This window comes from Propionivibrio sp., from assembly GCF_047602565.1.
GTDB lineage: Bacteria > Pseudomonadota > Gammaproteobacteria > Burkholderiales > Rhodocyclaceae > Propionivibrio.
In genome coordinates, this window is record NZ_JASGGX010000001.1 from 2396522 (window position 1) to 2413666 (window position 17145).

The 17145-nt window shown below is 67.0% G+C and carries 16 protein-coding genes; 15 read left to right on the forward strand and 1 reads right to left on the reverse strand.

From position 1 onward, the window contains the following. Nucleotides 1-228 precede the first annotated feature (228 nt). The 14 genes from urtB (at nucleotide 229) to QM701_RS11275 (ending at nucleotide 14928) form a co-directional block, all read left to right on the forward strand. Entirely contained in the window at nucleotides 229-1806 is a 1578-nt protein-coding gene (gene urtB / locus QM701_RS11210) for an urea ABC transporter permease subunit UrtB (RefSeq protein WP_415167142.1), read from the forward strand. Nucleotides 1807-1962: 156 nt separating this feature from the next. Continuing rightward, on the forward strand, nucleotides 1963-3084 hold the full coding sequence (urtC, locus tag QM701_RS11215) for an urea ABC transporter permease subunit UrtC (RefSeq protein WP_415167143.1): 1122 nt from the start codon (nucleotides 1963-1965) through the stop codon (nucleotides 3082-3084). Beyond that, nucleotides 3081-3917, forward strand: a complete 837-nt coding sequence (gene urtD / locus QM701_RS11220; protein WP_415167144.1) for an urea ABC transporter ATP-binding protein UrtD — start codon at nucleotides 3081-3083, stop codon at nucleotides 3915-3917. The genes urtC and urtD overlap by 4 nt, the downstream gene beginning before the upstream one ends. 144 nt (nucleotides 3918-4061) lie before the next feature. After that, on the forward strand, nucleotides 4062-4832 hold the full coding sequence (locus QM701_RS11225) for an ABC transporter ATP-binding protein (protein WP_415167145.1): 771 nt from the start codon (nucleotides 4062-4064) through the stop codon (nucleotides 4830-4832). Nucleotides 4833-4863: 31 nt separating this feature from the next. Then, entirely contained in the window at nucleotides 4864-5721 is an 858-nt protein-coding gene (locus QM701_RS11230; RefSeq protein WP_415167146.1) for an urease accessory protein UreD, read from the forward strand. 13 nt (nucleotides 5722-5734) lie between these two features. Beyond that, nucleotides 5735-6037: an urease subunit gamma gene (locus QM701_RS11235; RefSeq protein ID WP_415167147.1), complete on the forward strand. Its 303-nt coding sequence runs from the start codon at nucleotides 5735-5737 to the stop codon at nucleotides 6035-6037. Nucleotides 6038-6077: 40 nt separating this feature from the next. Continuing rightward, nucleotides 6078-6647, forward strand: a complete 570-nt coding sequence (locus QM701_RS11240; protein ID WP_415167148.1) for a HupE/UreJ family protein — start codon at nucleotides 6078-6080, stop codon at nucleotides 6645-6647. 7 nt (nucleotides 6648-6654) lie between these two features. Then, nucleotides 6655-6960, forward strand: a complete 306-nt coding sequence (locus QM701_RS11245; RefSeq protein WP_415167149.1) for an urease subunit beta — start codon at nucleotides 6655-6657, stop codon at nucleotides 6958-6960. Next, nucleotides 6957-8663 (forward strand): urease subunit alpha, encoded by a 1707-nt coding sequence (ureC, locus tag QM701_RS11250; protein WP_415167150.1) that lies wholly within the window; start codon nucleotides 6957-6959, stop codon nucleotides 8661-8663. The genes QM701_RS11245 and ureC overlap by 4 nt, the downstream gene beginning before the upstream one ends. Nucleotides 8664-8665: 2 nt before the next feature. Next, nucleotides 8666-9223 carry an urease accessory protein UreE gene (gene ureE, locus QM701_RS11255; protein ID WP_415167151.1) on the forward strand — a complete coding sequence of 186 codons (558 nt, stop codon included), beginning with the start codon at nucleotides 8666-8668 and terminating at the stop codon, nucleotides 9221-9223. After that, the gene (locus QM701_RS11260; protein ID WP_415167152.1) at nucleotides 9220-9912 is read left to right on the forward strand and encodes an urease accessory protein UreF; all 693 of its coding nucleotides are present in this window, start codon (nucleotides 9220-9222) and stop codon (nucleotides 9910-9912) included. Before ureE ends, QM701_RS11260 begins: the two co-directional genes overlap by 4 nt. Before the next feature lie 5 nt (nucleotides 9913-9917). Then, nucleotides 9918-10544 (forward strand): urease accessory protein UreG, encoded by a 627-nt coding sequence (gene ureG, locus QM701_RS11265; protein ID WP_415167153.1) that lies wholly within the window; start codon nucleotides 9918-9920, stop codon nucleotides 10542-10544. Between the two features lie 6 nt (nucleotides 10545-10550). Next, entirely contained in the window at nucleotides 10551-13964 is a 3414-nt protein-coding gene (locus QM701_RS11270; protein WP_415167154.1) for an ATP-binding protein, read from the forward strand. Further along, nucleotides 13945-14928, forward strand: coding sequence for a response regulator (locus QM701_RS11275; RefSeq protein ID WP_415167155.1), 984 nt, complete (start codon nucleotides 13945-13947; stop codon nucleotides 14926-14928). The genes QM701_RS11270 and QM701_RS11275 overlap by 20 nt, the downstream gene beginning before the upstream one ends. A gap of 52 nt (nucleotides 14929-14980) precedes the next feature. On the opposite strand, the gene tsaA is transcribed toward QM701_RS11275, so the two are convergent. Further along, on the reverse strand, nucleotides 14981-15484 hold the full coding sequence (gene tsaA / locus QM701_RS11280) for a tRNA (N6-threonylcarbamoyladenosine(37)-N6)-methyltransferase TrmO (protein WP_415167156.1): 504 nt from the start codon (nucleotides 15482-15484) through the stop codon (nucleotides 14981-14983). A 181-nt stretch (nucleotides 15485-15665) separates the two neighbouring features. Between tsaA and QM701_RS11285 the strand changes: the two genes are divergently transcribed. Then, complete coding sequence (locus tag QM701_RS11285) at nucleotides 15666-17036, forward strand: DUF2325 domain-containing protein (RefSeq protein ID WP_415167157.1); 1371 nt, start codon at nucleotides 15666-15668, stop codon at nucleotides 17034-17036. Nucleotides 17037-17145: the final 109 nt, after the last annotated feature.

Here is a 17145-nt window from a genome sequence, read left to right on the forward strand (position 1 = left end):
AGGCGCTGGACTGTTCCGACGTGCGGGTCAACATCTTCCCCGATGGCGGGGTCGCGCCGGCCGGACGCCACGGGAACGGCCATGGTCAGCCACGGCATCGGCAGCGGCCGCGGCCTCTCCTCGGGAGAGAGGAAGGTCCCCAGACCTACGCAATTTGTCGTATTCCCGGTTCCGGCCCGCCTTCGTAAGCTCCCCGGCAAGAGTCCGAACCCGCTCAGAGAACCCTTCATGCGCAAACCGCTGCTTGCCCTGCTGCTCCTCATCACCGCCCTCGCGGCGCGGGCGGCGCCCGATCCGGCGCTGGTGCGCCAGCTGGCCGACGACGATTCCTCGGCCAAGGTCGCCGCGATCCAGGCGCTGGCGCGCACGGCGGACCCCGGCGCCCTGCGCGTGCTCCAGGCGATGTCGGACGGCAACCTGGCGCTCGCGGACGGCAAGGTGCTGATCGTCGACAGCGACAAGGCGTTCGATGCGGCCACCGGCGCGCCGGTCAAGACGCCGGACGCCGCCGACACGGTGACGGTCAACAACCGCATCCGCGGCGAGCTGGCCGGCGCCATGGCGGCTCTGAAATTGTCGGACGCCGACCCGGCGGTGCGCCTGGAATCGGCGCAGCGCCTGCAGAGCAAGGCCGCGCCCGAAATGGCGCCGCTGCTCGCGCGGGCGCTGGCGCGGGAGACCGACGCGCGGATCAGGGCGCTGCTCACGCTGGCGCAGGCGCAGGCCAACCTCGCCGACGCCGATCCGGCGGCGCGCCTGGCGGCGGTGCGCGCGCTGTCCGGATCGTCGTCGCCGGCGGTCCGCAACCTGCTGCTGCCGCTCACCGGCAAGGCGGGCGAGGCCGATCCGCGCGTGCGCTACGCGGCCGTCTCGGCGGTCAAGTCGATCGACGGGCGCCTGTCGCTGACCGAAAACCTCGGACGCATCTTTTCCGGCCTGTCGCTCGGCAGCATCCTGCTGCTCGGCGCGCTGGGGCTGGCCATCACCTATGGCGTGATGGGCATCATCAACATGGCGCACGGCGAACTGCTGATGATCGGCGCCTACTCGGCCTACGCCATGCAGAGCCTGTTCCGCGCCTACTTCCCGGCCGCCATCGACTGGTACCTGCCGGCGGCGATTCCCCTGTCCTTCCTCTCCGCCGCGCTGGTCGGCGTGGTCATGGAGCGCACCGTCATCCGCTGGCTGTACGGGCGCACGCTGGAGACGCTGCTGGCCACCTGGGGCCTGTCGCTGATCCTGATCCAGGCCGCGCGCGTGCTGTTCGGCGCGCAGAACGTCGAGGTCGCCAACCCGGCATGGATGTCCGGCGGCATCGAACTGATGCCGAACCTGCTGCTGCCGTGGAACCGCATCGTGATCATCGGCTTCGCGCTGTTCGTCCTGCTCCTGATGTGGGTGCTGATGAACCGCACCCGGCTCGGCATGTTCGTGCGCGCGGTCACGCAGAACCGCGCCATGGCCGACTGCGTGGGCGTACCGACGGCGCGCATCGACACGCTGGCCTTCGCCCTCGGCGCCGGCATCGCCGGACTCGGCGGACTCGCCCTGTCGCAGATCTCCAACGTCGGTCCGGACATGGGCCAGGGCTACATCGTGGACGCCTTCATGGTCGTCGTGCTCGGCGGCGTCGGGCAGCTGGCCGGCGCGGTGTGGGCCGCGCTGGGCCTGGGCGTGGCCACCAAGCTGCTGGAAGGCTGGTCCGGCGCGGTGATCGCCAAGATCGTCGTGCTGGCGATCATCATCATCTTCATCCAGAAACGCCCGCAGGGCCTGTTCGCCCTGAAGGGCCGCTTCGTCGATTGAGTGCCGCCATGAACTACCTCATGCCCGCCGCTATCCTCTCCCCTCTGACAAGGGGGGCCGGGGGGGCTGACGGCCTTTGCGCTCCCGTCGCCGCTTTTAACCCCCCTGTCCCCCCTGGTCAGGGGGGGACGGCTTCTGCACGGACGGGGGATATCCATGCGTGAGCCGCTCATCTTCCGCGTGTTTTCGGCGCTCGACGCGCGGACGCGCTGCGGCCTCGCCGCCTTCCTGGCCGCCGCGCTGGTGCTGGTGCCCGTCCTGCATCTGGCGCTGCCGCCGGAGAACGCCTTCCACGTCTCGACCTACGCCGTCACGCTGCTCGGCAAGATCATGTGCTACGCCATCGTGGCGGTGGCGATGGACCTGATCTGGGGTTACGGCGGCATCCTCTCGCTCGGCCACGGCCTGTTCTTCGCCCTCGGCGGCTACGCCTTCGGCATGTATCTGATGCGACAGATCGGCCGCGACGGCAGCTACCGGAGCGACCTGCCGGATTTCATGGTCTTCCTCGACTGGAAGGAGCTGCCCTGGTACTGGACCGGCAGCGACAGTTTCCTGTGGGCGGCCGTGCTGGCCGTCGCGGTGCCGGCGCTGGTGGCCTTCGTCTTCGGCTATTTCGCCTTCCGCTCGCGCATCAAGGGCGTCTATTTCTCGATCATCACCCAGGCCCTGACCTACGCGGCCATGCTGCTGTTCTTCCGCAACGAGACGGGGTTCGGCGGCAACAACGGCTTCACCGACTTCAAGCGCGTGCTCGGGTACGCCATCACCTCGCCGCAGACGCGGCTGGCGCTGTTCGGCGCCACGGCCGGCATGCTGGCGCTGACCTTCGTCTTCGCCCGCTGGCTGGTGGCCTCGAAATACGGCCGCGTGCTCGCCGCCATCCGCGACGCCGAATCGCGGGTCATGTTCATCGGCTACGATCCGCTGTGGTTCAAGCTCTTCGTCTGGACCGTTTCGGCCGTGCTGTGCGGCATCGCCGGCGCGCTGTACGTGCCGCAGGTGGGCATCATCAACCCGTCCGAGATGAGCGTCGCCAATTCCATCGAGATCGCCGTCTGGGTCGCCGTCGGCGGACGCGGCACGCTGGTCGGGCCGATCGTCGGCGCGTTCGTGGTCAATCTCGCCAAGAGCTGGTTCACCGTCAGTTTCCCGGAATACTGGCTGTTCTTTCTCGGGCTGCTGTTCATCGTCGTCACGCTGCTGCTGCCGCAGGGCCTGGTCGGACTCTGGCACGCGCTGCGCCGGGACCGCGCCGCGCGGGGAGTCAGGGCATGAGCGCGCGGGACGTATTCCGCAGGATCATCGGCATCGAGCCCGATGACGACGGCGCCTTCGGCCATCCGTCGCGGCAGCGCACGCTCGACGTTTCGCACAACGTCATCCTTTATCTGGACGACATCACCGTCAGCTTCGACGGCTTCAAGGCGCTGAACCGGCTCAACCTGGCCATCGACGCCGGCGAGCTGCGCTGCATCATCGGCCCGAACGGCGCCGGCAAGACGACGATGATGGACGTCATCACCGGCAAGACGCGCCCCGACTCCGGCAGCGCCTTCTTCGGACAGAGCATCGACCTGACGCGCCTGGCCGAACCCGAGATCGCCCACGCCGGCATCGGCCGCAAATTCCAGAAGCCGACGATCTTCGAGCGTCACAGCGCGTTCGAGAACCTGGAACTGGCGATGACGGCCGACAAGCGCCCGCTCGCCACCCTGGCCGCCGCGCTGCGCGACGAGGAGCGCGACCGCATCGCCGACGTCCTGCGCCTGATCCGCCTCGGCGGCGAGGCCGACCGTCCCGCCGGGCTGCTCTCGCACGGCCAGAAGCAATGGCTGGAGATCGGCATGCTGCTGATGCAGGAGCCCAGCCTGCTGCTGCTCGACGAACCGGTCGCCGGCATGACCGACGACGAGACGATGCGCACGGCCGAGCTCTTCGTTTCGCTGGCGGGGAAGCACTCGCTGGTGGTGGTGGAACACGACATGGCGTTCGTCAAGGCGCTGGGCGGCAAAGTGACCGTGCTGCACGAAGGGTCGGTGCTGGCGGAAGGGACGCTGGATGCGGTGCAGAACGATCAGCGGGTGATCGAGGTGTATCTTGGGCGGTGATTCTTCATTTGCGGTGGTCGAGCAACCGCTTTGTTCCGCGTCTGACGCGCGGGCATCCCTTCTTTTGGCGAAGCAAAAGAAAGTGGCTCGCCGGTCAACGGCGAAACCCGGCGTGTCAAACACCAGAAGCGCCTGAGGACTCACATGCTCGAAGTAGAAAACCTCAACCAGTACTACGGCGGCAGCCACATCCTCCGCGGCCTCTCCTTCGCGCTCGAACCCGGCAAGGTCACCAGCCTGCTCGGCCGCAACGGCGTCGGCAAGACCACGCTGATGAAATGCCTGATGGGGCTGGTCAAGGCCCGGTCCGGCCGCATCCGCTTCGCCGGCAGGGACATCACCCATGCCGCGCCGCACCAGCGCGTGCGCGCCGGCATCGGCTACGTGCCGCAGGGACGCGAGATCTTCCCGCGCCTGACGGTGGAGGAAAACCTGCTGATGGGCCTCGCCGCCAGGCCGGCCGGCGCGCAGATCCCCGGGCAGGTGTTCGAACTGTTCCCGGTGCTCAAATCCATGCTCAGGCGGCGCGGCGGCGATCTCTCCGGCGGCCAGCAGCAGCAGCTGGCGATCGGCCGGGCGCTGGCCATGGACCCCGCGGTGCTGATCCTCGACGAGCCGACCGAGGGCATCCAGCCGTCGATCATCAAGGACATCGGACACGCCATCCGCGTCGTCGCCCGCCGTCACGCGGAGTCGACCACGGATCGCTCGCTCGCCGAACGCCGCGAGACGCAGGATGCCATCCGCAAGGTGGCCGAAACCGGGCGGGTGGCCATCCTGCTCGTCGAGCAGTACTACGATTTCGCGCGCGACCTGGCCGACCACTACCTGCTGATGGAGCGCGGCGAATTCATCATGCGCGGCCTCGGCGCGGACATGGACAAGGACGGCGTGCGCGACGCGCTGGCGGTCTAAGGTCCGCCGGTACCGACGAGGAAACGACCGCATGGAGCGCGGCGCGATGCCCGGCCCGCCCCCCGTCCATTGGGACGCGGCAATCGCGCTCGGCTTCACGCGCGTCGGCGGCGGCACGCTGCTTGCCGAGCGCCGCCATAGCGGTCCGCTGCGCGTGCAGAAGGCGCTTTACCCGGAAGGCCCGGCCGTGTGCCAGACCATCCTGCTGCATCCGCCGTCGGGCATCGCCGGCGGCGACCGGCTGCGGGTCGCGGTCGCGGCCGGTCCGGGAACGCACGCCCAGATCACCACGCCGGGCGCCGGCAAGTGGTACCGGTCCGGCGGCGAGGAGGCCTCGCAGGCGCTCGACTTCACGGTGGGCGACGACGCCATCCTCGAATGGCTGCCGCAGGAAACCATCGTCTTCGACGGCGCGAGAAGCCGCATGGAGACGCACGTGCGCCTGGGCAACGGCAGCCGGTATCTGGGCTGGGAAATCCTCTGCCTTGGCCGCAGCGCCTGCGGCGAGCGCTTCGCGCACGGCCAGATCCGCCTGCACACCCGCATCGAACGCCACGGCCGGCCGCTCTGGCTGGAACGCGGATGCCTCGACGGCGACGATCCGCTGCTCGCCAGCCCGGCCGGATGGGCCGGCGCCAGCGTTGGCGGCACGCTCCTTGCTACTTTCCCTCCGCATATGGAGATCGCGCCGGTGCTGGCAGCCTGCCGCGCCATCGCTCCGGCCGATGGCGCGGAGCATGGGGTGACCGCCCTGCCGGAGCTGCTGATCGCCCGCTACCTGGGGCACAGCAGCGAAGCGGCCAGGGACTGGTTCGCCGAGATGTGGAGCCTGTTGCGGCCGCCCCTGCTGGGCCGCCCGGCCGTCAGGCCGCGTATCTGGAACACCTGAACGAGGACAGCGCATGGAACTGACCCCCAGAGAAAAGGACAAGCTGCTCGTGTTCACCGCCGGCCTGCTGGCGGAACGCCGCAAGGCGCGCGGCCTGCCGCTCAACTATCCGGAGGCGGTGGCGCTGATCACCTGCGCGATCCTGGAAGGCGCCCGCGACGGCAGGAGCGTCGCCGAACTGATGAGCGATGGCACGAAGGTGCTGACGCGCGCCGACGTGATGGACGGCATTCCCGAAATGATCCCGGAAATCCAGGTCGAGGCCACGTTTCCGGACGGCACCAAGCTGGTGACCGTGCACCATCCGATTGTCTAGGCCGCCCATTTCCGAATTCACCTACCGACAGGAGCTGACGATGATTCGAAATTCCCGCGCGCTTGCCTTGCTTGCCGCCCTCTTGCCTATCGCCGCGGCGGCCCATACGGGTCACGGCGGACAAGGGTTCGTCGATGGCTTCGCGCATCCCTTTTTTGGTGCGGACCACCTGCTAGCCATGCTGCTTGTTGGTGCCTGGAGCGTGCTGAACGGGCGCCGCGCCTGGACGGCGCCGCTCGTCTTCATGGCCGTGCTCGCCGCCGGCGCGGCGCTCGGCCGATACGGCCTCGTCGTGCCGCAGCTGGAACCGCTGGTCGCCGCCTCGGTGCTCGCGCTCGGCGTCATGCTCGCCTTGCCGTTGCGCATGGGCCTGGCCGCGGCGCTCGCGGTGATCGGCGGCTTCGCGCTGTGCCACGGCATGGCGCACGGCGGCGAGCTGGGACACGGCGCGGCGATCATGGCGGGCATGCTGCTCGGCTCGGCGCTGCTGCACGGCATCGGCATGGCGTTCGCCCACGTCGTGCTGAAGCACCGTCCGCGGCTCGCGCTGCGGCTCGGCCAGCTGGTCGCCGTGGTCGGCGGCGGCCTCGTGCTCTCCACCGTGCTGTGAGGCGGCGATGATCCCCGGTGAACTGTTCGTCGAAACCGGCGAACTCGAACTCAACGCCGGCCGGCCGACGCTGACGCTGGCCGTCGCCAACACCGGCGACCGCCCGATCCAGGTCGGCTCGCACTACCACTTTCACGAGACCAATGCCGCGCTGTCGTTCGACCGCGCCGCGGCGCGCGGCTTCCGCCTCGACATCGCCGCCGGCACCGCCGTGCGCTTCGAGCCCGGCCAGACGCGCACCGTGCGGCTCGTCGCGCTGGCGGGCGAACGTGCGGTCTACGGCTTTCGCGGCATGATCCAGGGGCGCTTATGAGCACGCGGATTTCCCGCCAGGCGTATGCCGAAATGTTCGGCCCGACGACCGGAGACAGGCTGCGCCTGGCCGATACCGACCTGATCGTCGAGGTCGAGGCGGACTGCACGATCTACGGCGAAGAAGTGAAATTCGGCGGCGGCAAGGTCATCCGCGACGGCATGGGCCAGAGCCAGCGCGTGTCGCAGGACAGCGTCGACACCGTGATCACCAACGCCCTGATCGTCGACGCGGTGACCGGCATCGTCAAGGCCGACATCGGCATCAAGGACGGGCGCATCGCGGCGATCGGCAAGGCCGGCAACCCGGACATCCAGCCGGGCGTCACGATGGTCGTCGGCCCCGGCACCGAAGTCATCGCCGGCGAAGGCATGATCGTCACCGCCGGCGGCATCGACAGCCACATCCACTTCATCTGCCCGCAACAGATCGAGGAGGCGCTGATGTCCGGCGTCACCACCATGCTCGGCGGCGGCACCGGCCCGGCCACGGGCACCTTCGCCACCACCTGCACGCCGGGCCCGTGGCACCTGCATGCCATGCTCTCGGCGGCGGAAGCCTTCCCGATGAACCTCGGCTTCCTCGGCAAGGGCAACGCCAGCCTGCCGGAGGCGCTGCGCGAACAGGTCGTCGCCGGGGCGATGGGCCTGAAACTGCACGAAGACTGGGGCACCACGCCGGCGGCCATCGACTGCTGCCTGTCGGTCGCCGATGAAATGGACGTGCAGGTCGCCATCCACACCGACACGCTCAACGAATCGGGCTTCGTCGAAGCGACCATCGACGCCTTCAAGGGCCGCACGATCCACACCTTCCACACCGAAGGCGCGGGCGGCGGCCATGCGCCGGACATCATCCGCGCCGCCGGGCTGCCCAACGTGCTGCCGAGTTCGACCAACCCGACGATGCCCTATACGGTGAACACCATCGACGAGCACCTGGACATGCTGATGGTCTGCCACCACCTCGATCCGGCGATCGCCGAGGACATCGCCTTCGCCGAATCGCGCATCCGCCGCGAAACGATCGCCGCCGAGGACATCCTGCACGACCTCGGCGCCTTCTCGATGATGAGCTCCGACTCGCAGGCCATGGGCCGCGTCGGCGAAGTGATCATGCGCACCTGGCAGACCGCGCACAAGATGAAGGCGCAGCGCGGCGCGCTGCCGGGCGACGGCGCGCGCAACGACAACCTGCGCGTCAAACGGTACATCGCCAAGTACACCATCAATCCGGCGCTGACCCACGGCATCGCGCACACGGTCGGCTCGGTCGAGGCCGGCAAGCTCGCCGACCTCGTGCTCTGGCGGCCGGCCTTCTTCGGCGTCAAGCCGTCGCTCGTCCTGAAAAGCGGCATGATCGCCGCCGCCGCGATGGGCGATCCGAACGCTTCGATCCCGACACCGCAGCCGGTGCACTACCGGCCGATGTTCGGCAGCTTCGGCAAGGCGCTGAAGACCTCGGTGACCTTCGTCTCGCGGGCGGCGCTGGAAAATCCGGCCGTGCAGGCGCTCGGCCTGGAAAAGCCGCTGGTCGCCGTCGCCGGCACGCGCACGCTGCGCAAGTCCGACATGGTGCTCAACGGCGCCACGCCCCGGATCGACGTTGACTCCGAAACCTATGCCGTGCGCGCCGACGGCGAACTGCTGGTCTGCGAGCCGGCGCGTTCGCTGCCGCTGACGCAGCGGTATTTTTTGTTCTGATCATGCTGATCCTCGATCGACGTACCGACCGTCCGGCCACCGACTCGGCCGCCCTGCCCTATGACGAAAGAAAGCGCAGCCGCCTGAAGGTGACGCTCGCCTCGGGCCGCGAGGCCGGCATCTTCCTGGAACGCGGCGACCACCTGCGCGGCGGCGACCGGCTGCTGGCGGAAGACGGCAGCACCGTCGTCGAAATACTCGCCGCGCCGGAAACGCTGATCGAGGCCGTCGCCGGGACGCCGCTGCTTTTCGCCCGCGCCGCCTACCATCTGGGCAACCGGCACGTGCCGGTGCAGCTGCTGCCGAGCGGGCAAGGCGGCACGCTCCGCTTCCAGGCCGACCACGTGCTCGCCGAAATGGCCAGGGGGCTCGGCTGCGCGGTCGCCGACGTCGTGGCGCCGTTCCAGCCCGAGCCGGGCGCCTATGGTGCGCAGGCCGGCCATCATCACCATGGGGACGACGCCCACGACCGCGAGCACGCCCGGCTGCACGACCCCGGCCACGGCCCGCACCGTTCGGTGCCGAGAATCCACGAATTCAAGCCGGGCGCCAAGTCGTGAACGAGAACTCCCGGCATGCCCTGGTCCGCCTGCTGCAGCTCGCCAGCCCGGTCCTGCCGGTCGGCGCCTACACCTATTCGCAAGGGCTCGAATGGGCCGTCGAGTCGGGACGCATCCGCGACGAGCCGAGCGCCGGACGCTGGATCGGCGACCTCCTGGCCTTCGCCGTCGGCCGCTTCGAAGCGCCGCTGGTGGCCCGGCTGATGCGGCACTGGGACGCGGGCGACGCGGTGGCGATAGCCCGCCTCAACGCCGATTTCCTGGCCAGCCGGGAATCCGCCGAACTGCGCGCCGAGACCGTGCAGATGGGATTCTCGTTCGGCCGCCTGCTGACCGAACTGCGCGATCCGGCGCTGGATGCGCTGCGCACTGAACTCGCGCGCTTGCCGGAGATCGCCTTTCCCACCGCCTGGTCCGGTCTCGCCACGCTCTGGCGGATCGATCCGGGCACCGCGCTCTGCGGCTATCTGTGGTCATGGCTGGAAAACCAGGTGATGGCCGCGCTGAAGGCCGTGCCGCTCGGCCAGGCCGCAGGCCAGCGGCTGTTGACCGAACTGGGCCGGATGGTGCCGTCCATCGCGGAATCCGCCCTGGTCCTGTCCGAGAACGACTGGAGCAACCTGACCCCGGCGTTCGCGCTCTGCTGCGCCCGCCATGAAACGCAGTATTCCCGACTCTTCCGATCGTAGATCCCATGAACGCCAAGTCCTCTGCCCGCACGTCCCCCTTGAGAGTCGGCATCGGCGGCCCCGTCGGTTCCGGCAAGACTGCCCTGACCCTGGCGCTCTGCCAGGCGCTGCGCGACCACGTCGAAATGGCGGTGGTCACCAACGACATCTACACCGCCGAGGACGCCAGATTCCTCGTCGCGCACTCGGCGCTGCCGCCCGAACGCATCATGGGCGTCGAGACCGGCGGTTGTCCGCACACGGCGATCCGCGAGGACGCCTCGATCAACCTCGAAGCCATCGACCGGCTGCAGCGCGCCTTCCCCACGGTGCAGCTGATCCTGGTCGAATCGGGCGGCGACAACCTCGCCGCGACCTTCTCGCCGGAGCTCTCCGACCTCACGCTGTACGTCATCGACGTGGCGGCCGGGGAAAAGATCCCGCGCAAGGGCGGTCCCGGCATCACCAAATCCGATCTGCTGGTCATCAACAAGATCGACCTGGCGCCGCTGGTCGGCGCCTCGTTGGAGGTCATGGCCCGCGACGCCACGGCCCAGCGCGGCGCGCGGCCGTTCGTGTTCACCAACCTGAAGACCGGCGCGGGCCTGGACCGCGTGCTCGCCTTCATCCGTGAACGCGGCATGCTCGGCTGACTGCCGATGAACGGCCCGTCCTCTCCCGCGTCCCCGCGCGAGCCGTTGCAGCGGGTCATCAAGATTCGCCGCGACTACAACACCTGGGTCGCCAACGAGACGCTCGAAGACTATGCGCTGCGCTTCACCCCGCACAGCTTCCGCAAATGGACGGAAATGCGCGTCGCCAACACCGCCTTCGGCGCCTCCTCCTTCCTGGTCCTGGAAGCCGTCGGCGCGACCATGCTGGTCGGCAGCGGCTTCATCAACGCCTTCTGGGCCATCCTGGCCACCGGGTTGATCATTTTCCTGATCGGGCTGCCGATCAGCCATGCCGCCGCCAAGTACGGGCTCGACATGGATCTGCTGACGCGCGGCGCCGGCTTCGGCTACATCGGGTCAACCATCACCTCGCTGATCTATGCCTCGTTCACGTTCGTCTTCTTCGCGCTTGAGGCGGCGATCATGGCCTATGCGCTGGAACTCGCCTTTCGTATTCCACCGGCCTGGGGATATTTCATCTGCGCGGTGATCGTCATTCCGCTGGCCACGCACGGCGTCACGGCCATCAGCCGGCTGCAGGCGTGGAGCCAGCCGCTCTGGCTGGCCCTGCTGATCCTGCCTTTCGCGTTTCTGCTGGCCGAGGAGCCGGAGGTGCTGCGCGGCCTGTTCCGCTATCCCGGCGAAAACGGCCTCGGCGGCGACTTCTCCATGCCGCTCTTCGGCGCGGCGCTGTCCGTGGGCATCGCCCTGGTGACGCAGATGGGCGAACAGGCCGATTATCTGCGCTTCATGCCCGAATGCACGCCGGCAAACCGGCGCCGCTGGTGGCTGGCGGTGGTCGCCGGCGGTCCCGGCTGGATCGTTCCGGGCATCGCCAAGATGCTGGGCGGCGCCCTCCTGGCCTATCTGGCGCTGCGCAACGCGGTTCCCGCCGAAAAAGCCATCGACCCGAACCAGATGTACCTGATCGGTTTTTCGCACGTCTTCAGCAGCTTCCCGCTGACCGTTGGCGCCACCGTCGTGTTCGTGGTCATTTCACAGATCAAGATCAACGTCACCAACGCCTACGCCGGCTCGCTGGCCTGGTCCAACTTCTTCGCGCGGCTGACGCACAGCCATCCCGGCCGCGTCGTGTGGATGGTCTTCAACACGCTGATCGCGCTGCTGCTCATGGAGCTCGACGTGTTCCAGGCGCTCGGGCAGATTCTCGGCCTGTACTCGAACATCGCCATTTCGTGGATGGCGGCCGTGGTCGCCGATCTGGTCATCAACAAACCCCTGGGGCTTTCTCCGCGGCACATTGAATTCAAGCGCAGCCATCTCTACGACATCAACCCGGTGGGCGTCGGCGCCATGGGCGTGGCCTCCGCCCTCTCGATCATGTCTTTCAGCGGCGTGTTCGGCACGGCCGCGCAACCCTATGCCTCGTTCATCGCCCTGCTCACGGCGCTGGTCGCTTCTCCGCTGATCGCCTGGTGGACCGGCGGCCGCTATTATCTCGTCCGGCGAAGCTCCCCGCCCGCGGGCGGGCCGCAACGCTGCTGCATCTGCGAGCGCGAATACGAAAGCGACGACACCGCCCATTGCCCGGCCTACGACGGCACGATCTGTTCGCTGTGCTGCTCGCTCGACGCGCGTTGCGAGGACCTGTGCAAACCCGGCGCCAATCTGACCGGGCAATGGCGGAGCCTGCTCCACCGTCTGCTCCCCGCCTCCGTCGTACCCTATCTGGACACCGGGCTGGTGCACTATCTGCTCCTGATGTGCGGGCTCGTCCCCGTGCTGGCCGGGCTGCTCGGCCTGCTCTATACGCACGAGGTGCTGGCCCTCGCCCCGGAGCAGGCCGGCCTGATTCCCCAGCTGCGGCAGGCGTTCGTCAAGATCTTCGCGGCCCTGCTGGTCTTCATCGGCATCGGCGCCTGGTGGATGGCGCTGACGCACAAGAGCCGGCAGGTCGCCCAGGAAGAATCGAACCGCCAGACCCGCCTGCTGAGGCAGGAAGTCGAATCGCACCAGCGCACCGATGAACTGCTGCAAAAGGCCAAGCAGATGGCCGACCAGGCCAATCTGGCCAAGAGCCGCTACATCTCGGCGATCAGCCACGAGTTGCGCACCCCGCTCAACAGCATTCTCGGCTATGCCCAGATCCTCGGCGATGACGAGTCGATCCCGCCCAACCGACGGCAGGCGGTCAACGTCATCCGCCGGAGCGGCGACCACCTGCTGTCCGTCATCGAGGGCACGCTCGACATCGCGCGCATCGAGAGCGGCAAGATGACGCTCGAATCCAGGCCGTTCGATTTCCCGGATTTTCTGCGGCAGATCGTCGGCATGTTCGAACTGCAGACCCGCCACAAAGGCCTGCGCTTCCATTACGAGCCTTCCGGCGAGATGCCCGGCATCGTGCGCACCGATCAGCGGCGCCTGCGCCAGATCCTGATCAACGTGCTGGGCAACGCCGTCAAATTCACCGTCACGGGACGCATCGATTTCCGTGTCGAATTCCGCCATGACGTGGCCGTTTTCGAGATTTGCGACACCGGCCCCGGCATTCCTCCCGACGATATCGAACGCATCTTCGAACCCTTCGTGCGCGGCCGCACGGCGCAGGCCGGCGGCAGCGGCGTTGGCCTGACGATCGCGCGCATGCTGACGACGCTGATGGGCGGGGAAATGACCGTGCAGAGCGTGCCCGGCCGGGGCAGCACTTTCCGCATCCGGCTTTTTCTGCCACAGGTGCACCCGATGCGGGAACCGCGCGAATTGCCGAAAGCCAACCGCATCGGCTACGTCGGCATCCGGCGCCGCATCCTGGTGGTCGACAACGAGAAAGTCGACCGCGACATGCTGCAGAGCGTGCTCGACCCCCTCGGCTTCCAGGTCGAACAGGCGGCCAGCGGCGACGAGTGCCTGCAGCTGCTGCCGGCCTTCAGGCCGCACCTGATCTTCATGGATCTGGCGATGCCGGGCATCGACGGCTGGGAAACCATCCGCCGCATCCGCCACGGCCGCCTGAGCGAAGCCCACATCGCCGTCCTGTCGGCCAATGCGTTCGAGAAAGGCCAGGAAAACGATGCGGGAATCTCCGGCGACGACTTCATCGTCAAGCCCTTGCACGTCGGCGAACTGCTCGATTGGCTCGGGCGCACCCTGGCGCTGGAGTGGGTCACGGCGGCGGCGCCCGCGTCGTCCGCAACCGCGCTTCCGTCGGCGCCGGTCGCGCTCGTTCCGCCCGGCCACCATCATCTGGTTGCGCTCGACGAACTGGTAGATCTCGGCTACGTGCGCGGCATTCTCGACAGGCTCGGCGAGATCGAACGCGGCGAACCCGCCTCGGGCGAGTTCGTCGCGGTGCTGCGGGACCACGCGCGCCAGTTCCGGTTCGATGCGATGAAGGAAATCCTGAGAAAGGCCCGCGATGCCGCCGGACACCTTTGAACGCGACATTTCCGACATCGTGCTGATCGTCGACGACATCCCGGCCAATCTCTCGCTGCTGCACGATGCGCTCGACGAGGCGGGCTATACGGTGCTGGTCGCCACCAACGGCGAATCGGCGCTGCAGCGTGCCCGGCAGAGCCTGCCCGACGTCATCCTGCTCGATGCGTTGATGCCGGGCATGGACGGCTTCGAAGTCGCCCGCCGCCTGAAGGCCGACTTCGTGACGCACCACATTCCCATCGTCTTCATGACCGGGCTGACGGAGACCGAACACGTCGTCGCCGCCTTCGCCGCCGGAGGCGCGGATTACGTGACGAAGCCCATCCGGCCCGCCGAGGTGCTGGCCCGGATCAGCGCCCACGTCCATAACGCCCGGCAGATGCGGCAGGCGCGCACCGCCCTCGACGCCTTCGGCCAGGCGACCGTTGCCATTCGCGCTGCGGACGGCAAGCTGGTCTGGCAGACACCGCTGGCGCGCTCCCTCCTGAGCAGCTATTTCGCGGTCTCCGGAAAAGATGCGCCGGCCCGGCTCCTGGCCTGGATCGATGAGGCGATCGCCGCCAAATCCCAGGGGCGTTCTCCGAACCAGCTGGTCTGCACGAGCGGTTCCAGACGCCTGCTGGCTTCCTTCCACGATCAGACGGGCGATGAAGAATGGCTCGTCGTCCTGCGGGAAGAGAACGACGCCTCCGCCATCGAGTCGCTCGTGGCGGCCTTCCGCCTCACGTCGCGCGAAGCCGAGGTTCTTTACTGGGTCACGCTGGGCAAGACCAGCAAGGACATCGGCGAAATACTCGGCAGCAGCCCCAGAACCGTAAACAAGCATCTGGAACATATCTTCGAAAAACTGGGAGTGGAAACACGCACCGCCGCCGCCAACCTGGCGTCGAGCAAAATGCGCGGTCCGGCGGCGTGGCCGCGAAATGAAAACGGGTCAGGCGAAACTCACCCGGCCCGCTGAACTGCGGCAGTCCGGACCTGATCCGACAGAGCCCGTTTCGACGGTGCTCGAATCATGGTTTCGCAGCCTGTTCGTACTCCCGTAGACCTTTGCGCCGTGTGGTTTCCGTATCGACCTCGTCGTACCAGCCGTTGCGAGTCGCTTCTATGCAGTCGAATTTCGACGTGAAGGGTTTTATATCGAGCAAAGGCGAGCCGTCGAGCATGTCCGCCCCTCGGAAATGGATCACGCCGCCATCGATGCGCAACAGTTCGACGACACTGAGGCCAATGGGATTGGGGCGCGCCGGGTAGCGGGTCGCAAAGATGCCCCGTTCCACGTCCTGTAAAAAAGGCCTGACTATCAATTTCGGGGAATCGGCCCGGTCAAGGTGATAAATCAGGTGGATGTGCGAAAAGCCGTCGAGATCGCGCAGCCCATCGACGAATTCCGGGAAGACTTCTATCCGGCCGGCGCATTGGCGCGCAAAGACAGGTTGAATTGGCGTTTTCTCCGCGCAAATGTGTTCGGTCCGAACGACGCCTATCGGCGTGAATTGAATTTGGGGCCTCGCCATCCCGATGATCCTCCATGCTGATCGCAGCTACCTCAAACGTCCTGGCAGACGACGCAGGTCTGCCAGCGGAACAGGATTTTCCCACTGTTTGACTGCGCCCTTACCGATATATAGACTCGTATATATCGGTAAGGGCCACAGTTTGCAAGCTGATGGCCACCCCGTTTTCCGTGAGGCGGTAATGAAAAACGAGCATGCGTCGAATACTTCCGGGGATGCCAGCGCCAGGGCCGGCGAATTCTTCTTCAGCCAGCCCCAGACGGCCGCGGCACGCACCGAGGAATCCATTCTTCGGCTGTTCGCGGATGACGCGCCGCCATCCTCGTCGCGACCGCTTCCCCGGACGCGCCACAAGCTTTGGGAACTGCCGATCAACCTGCACTGCCCGCTGATCGGAACGTGCCTGGTCGACGCCGATCTCCGCAAGCTCTCGAAGCGATGCGGCATTGCCGCCAACGGCATGTCCGAGTATGAATTGCACGCGCTGTTCGTCAATCACTGCGAAACACGGGGAACCATCTCCCAGCAACTCCAGAAGACGCTCGACGAACGATACGCAGCCTCCATCCAGCGCTTCGCCAAGGCGAAAACCGGTCCGGCGGTATTGGCGCTTTGGCAGCAGGCGCTGGCGGAAGGGAGGATTCAAGGCAGTCTGTGGGCCGCCTGGACGCATCCCGAAGCTGACGAGAGCGTGCAGGTCACGGTCTACGGCGATCTGCACATGCTCTCGCACCACCTGGGGGCGCAGGACCGTTCAGAGCGAAAGCGCTTGGTCGATCTCGATGCGGAAAACGCCGCCCTTCGCCGTGAATCGAACGACCTGAAGAATCGCCTCGAGACGGCCCATCGGGAAAAACGCCGGCTTGAATCCACTTTGGCTGAACGCGATGACCGGATCGCACATTACGAGAGCCTGGAGAAATCGCTTGCCGAGGCCAAAGACGTGGAGAGACGCAATCTCGCCTTGCGTGAACGCAACGACACCTTGTCGGAGCGAGCCGCTACCCTGGAGAAACGGAATACCGAACTCCGCAATCGCGTCGGAGAACTGGAAAAAGCCCTTGCACAAGCCTCCATCCCACGCCTGTTTGCGGCGGACAGCCTCCCGGAGGCCGGTTCGGCGGACGATGAAACGAGCCCCGAGGGCCTCGTTGCCGACAGTCCATTGACCCATGGATGTCTTGCCGGCCTGCGCATTCTCTGCATCGGGGGGCGTCCCGGACTGATCGACCATTACCGCCGCCTGGTCGAGGAGAGCGGCGGCGAATTCGTTCATCACGATGGCGGGATCGAGGAGCACGGCGGCCGCATCGATGACCTGATGACTGGCATCGACGCCGTTATCTGCCAGATCCGGAATGTTTCCCATGCCGCCTACTACCGGGTCAAGGCGGCCTGCAAGGATCGGCAGTTGCCTTGCCTCTTCCTGGAGTCGGGTGGCGTCACCACGTTCGTTCGGAGCTTGAGCAAGGTAGCCCGACGTGACTTCAGCGATTCGCTGCTGATCCGCAGCTTGACGGCGAAGGATGAAGACTGTCGATTCGCCGCCTGATGCAGGCTGCCAGGCAAGACTTCTTTGATCCGGTGCTTGGCGGGCATTTCTCTCGGCTCCGCCGATTTGGGCGCTATTATTCAAGCCATGATTGAATAATCCCATCTCT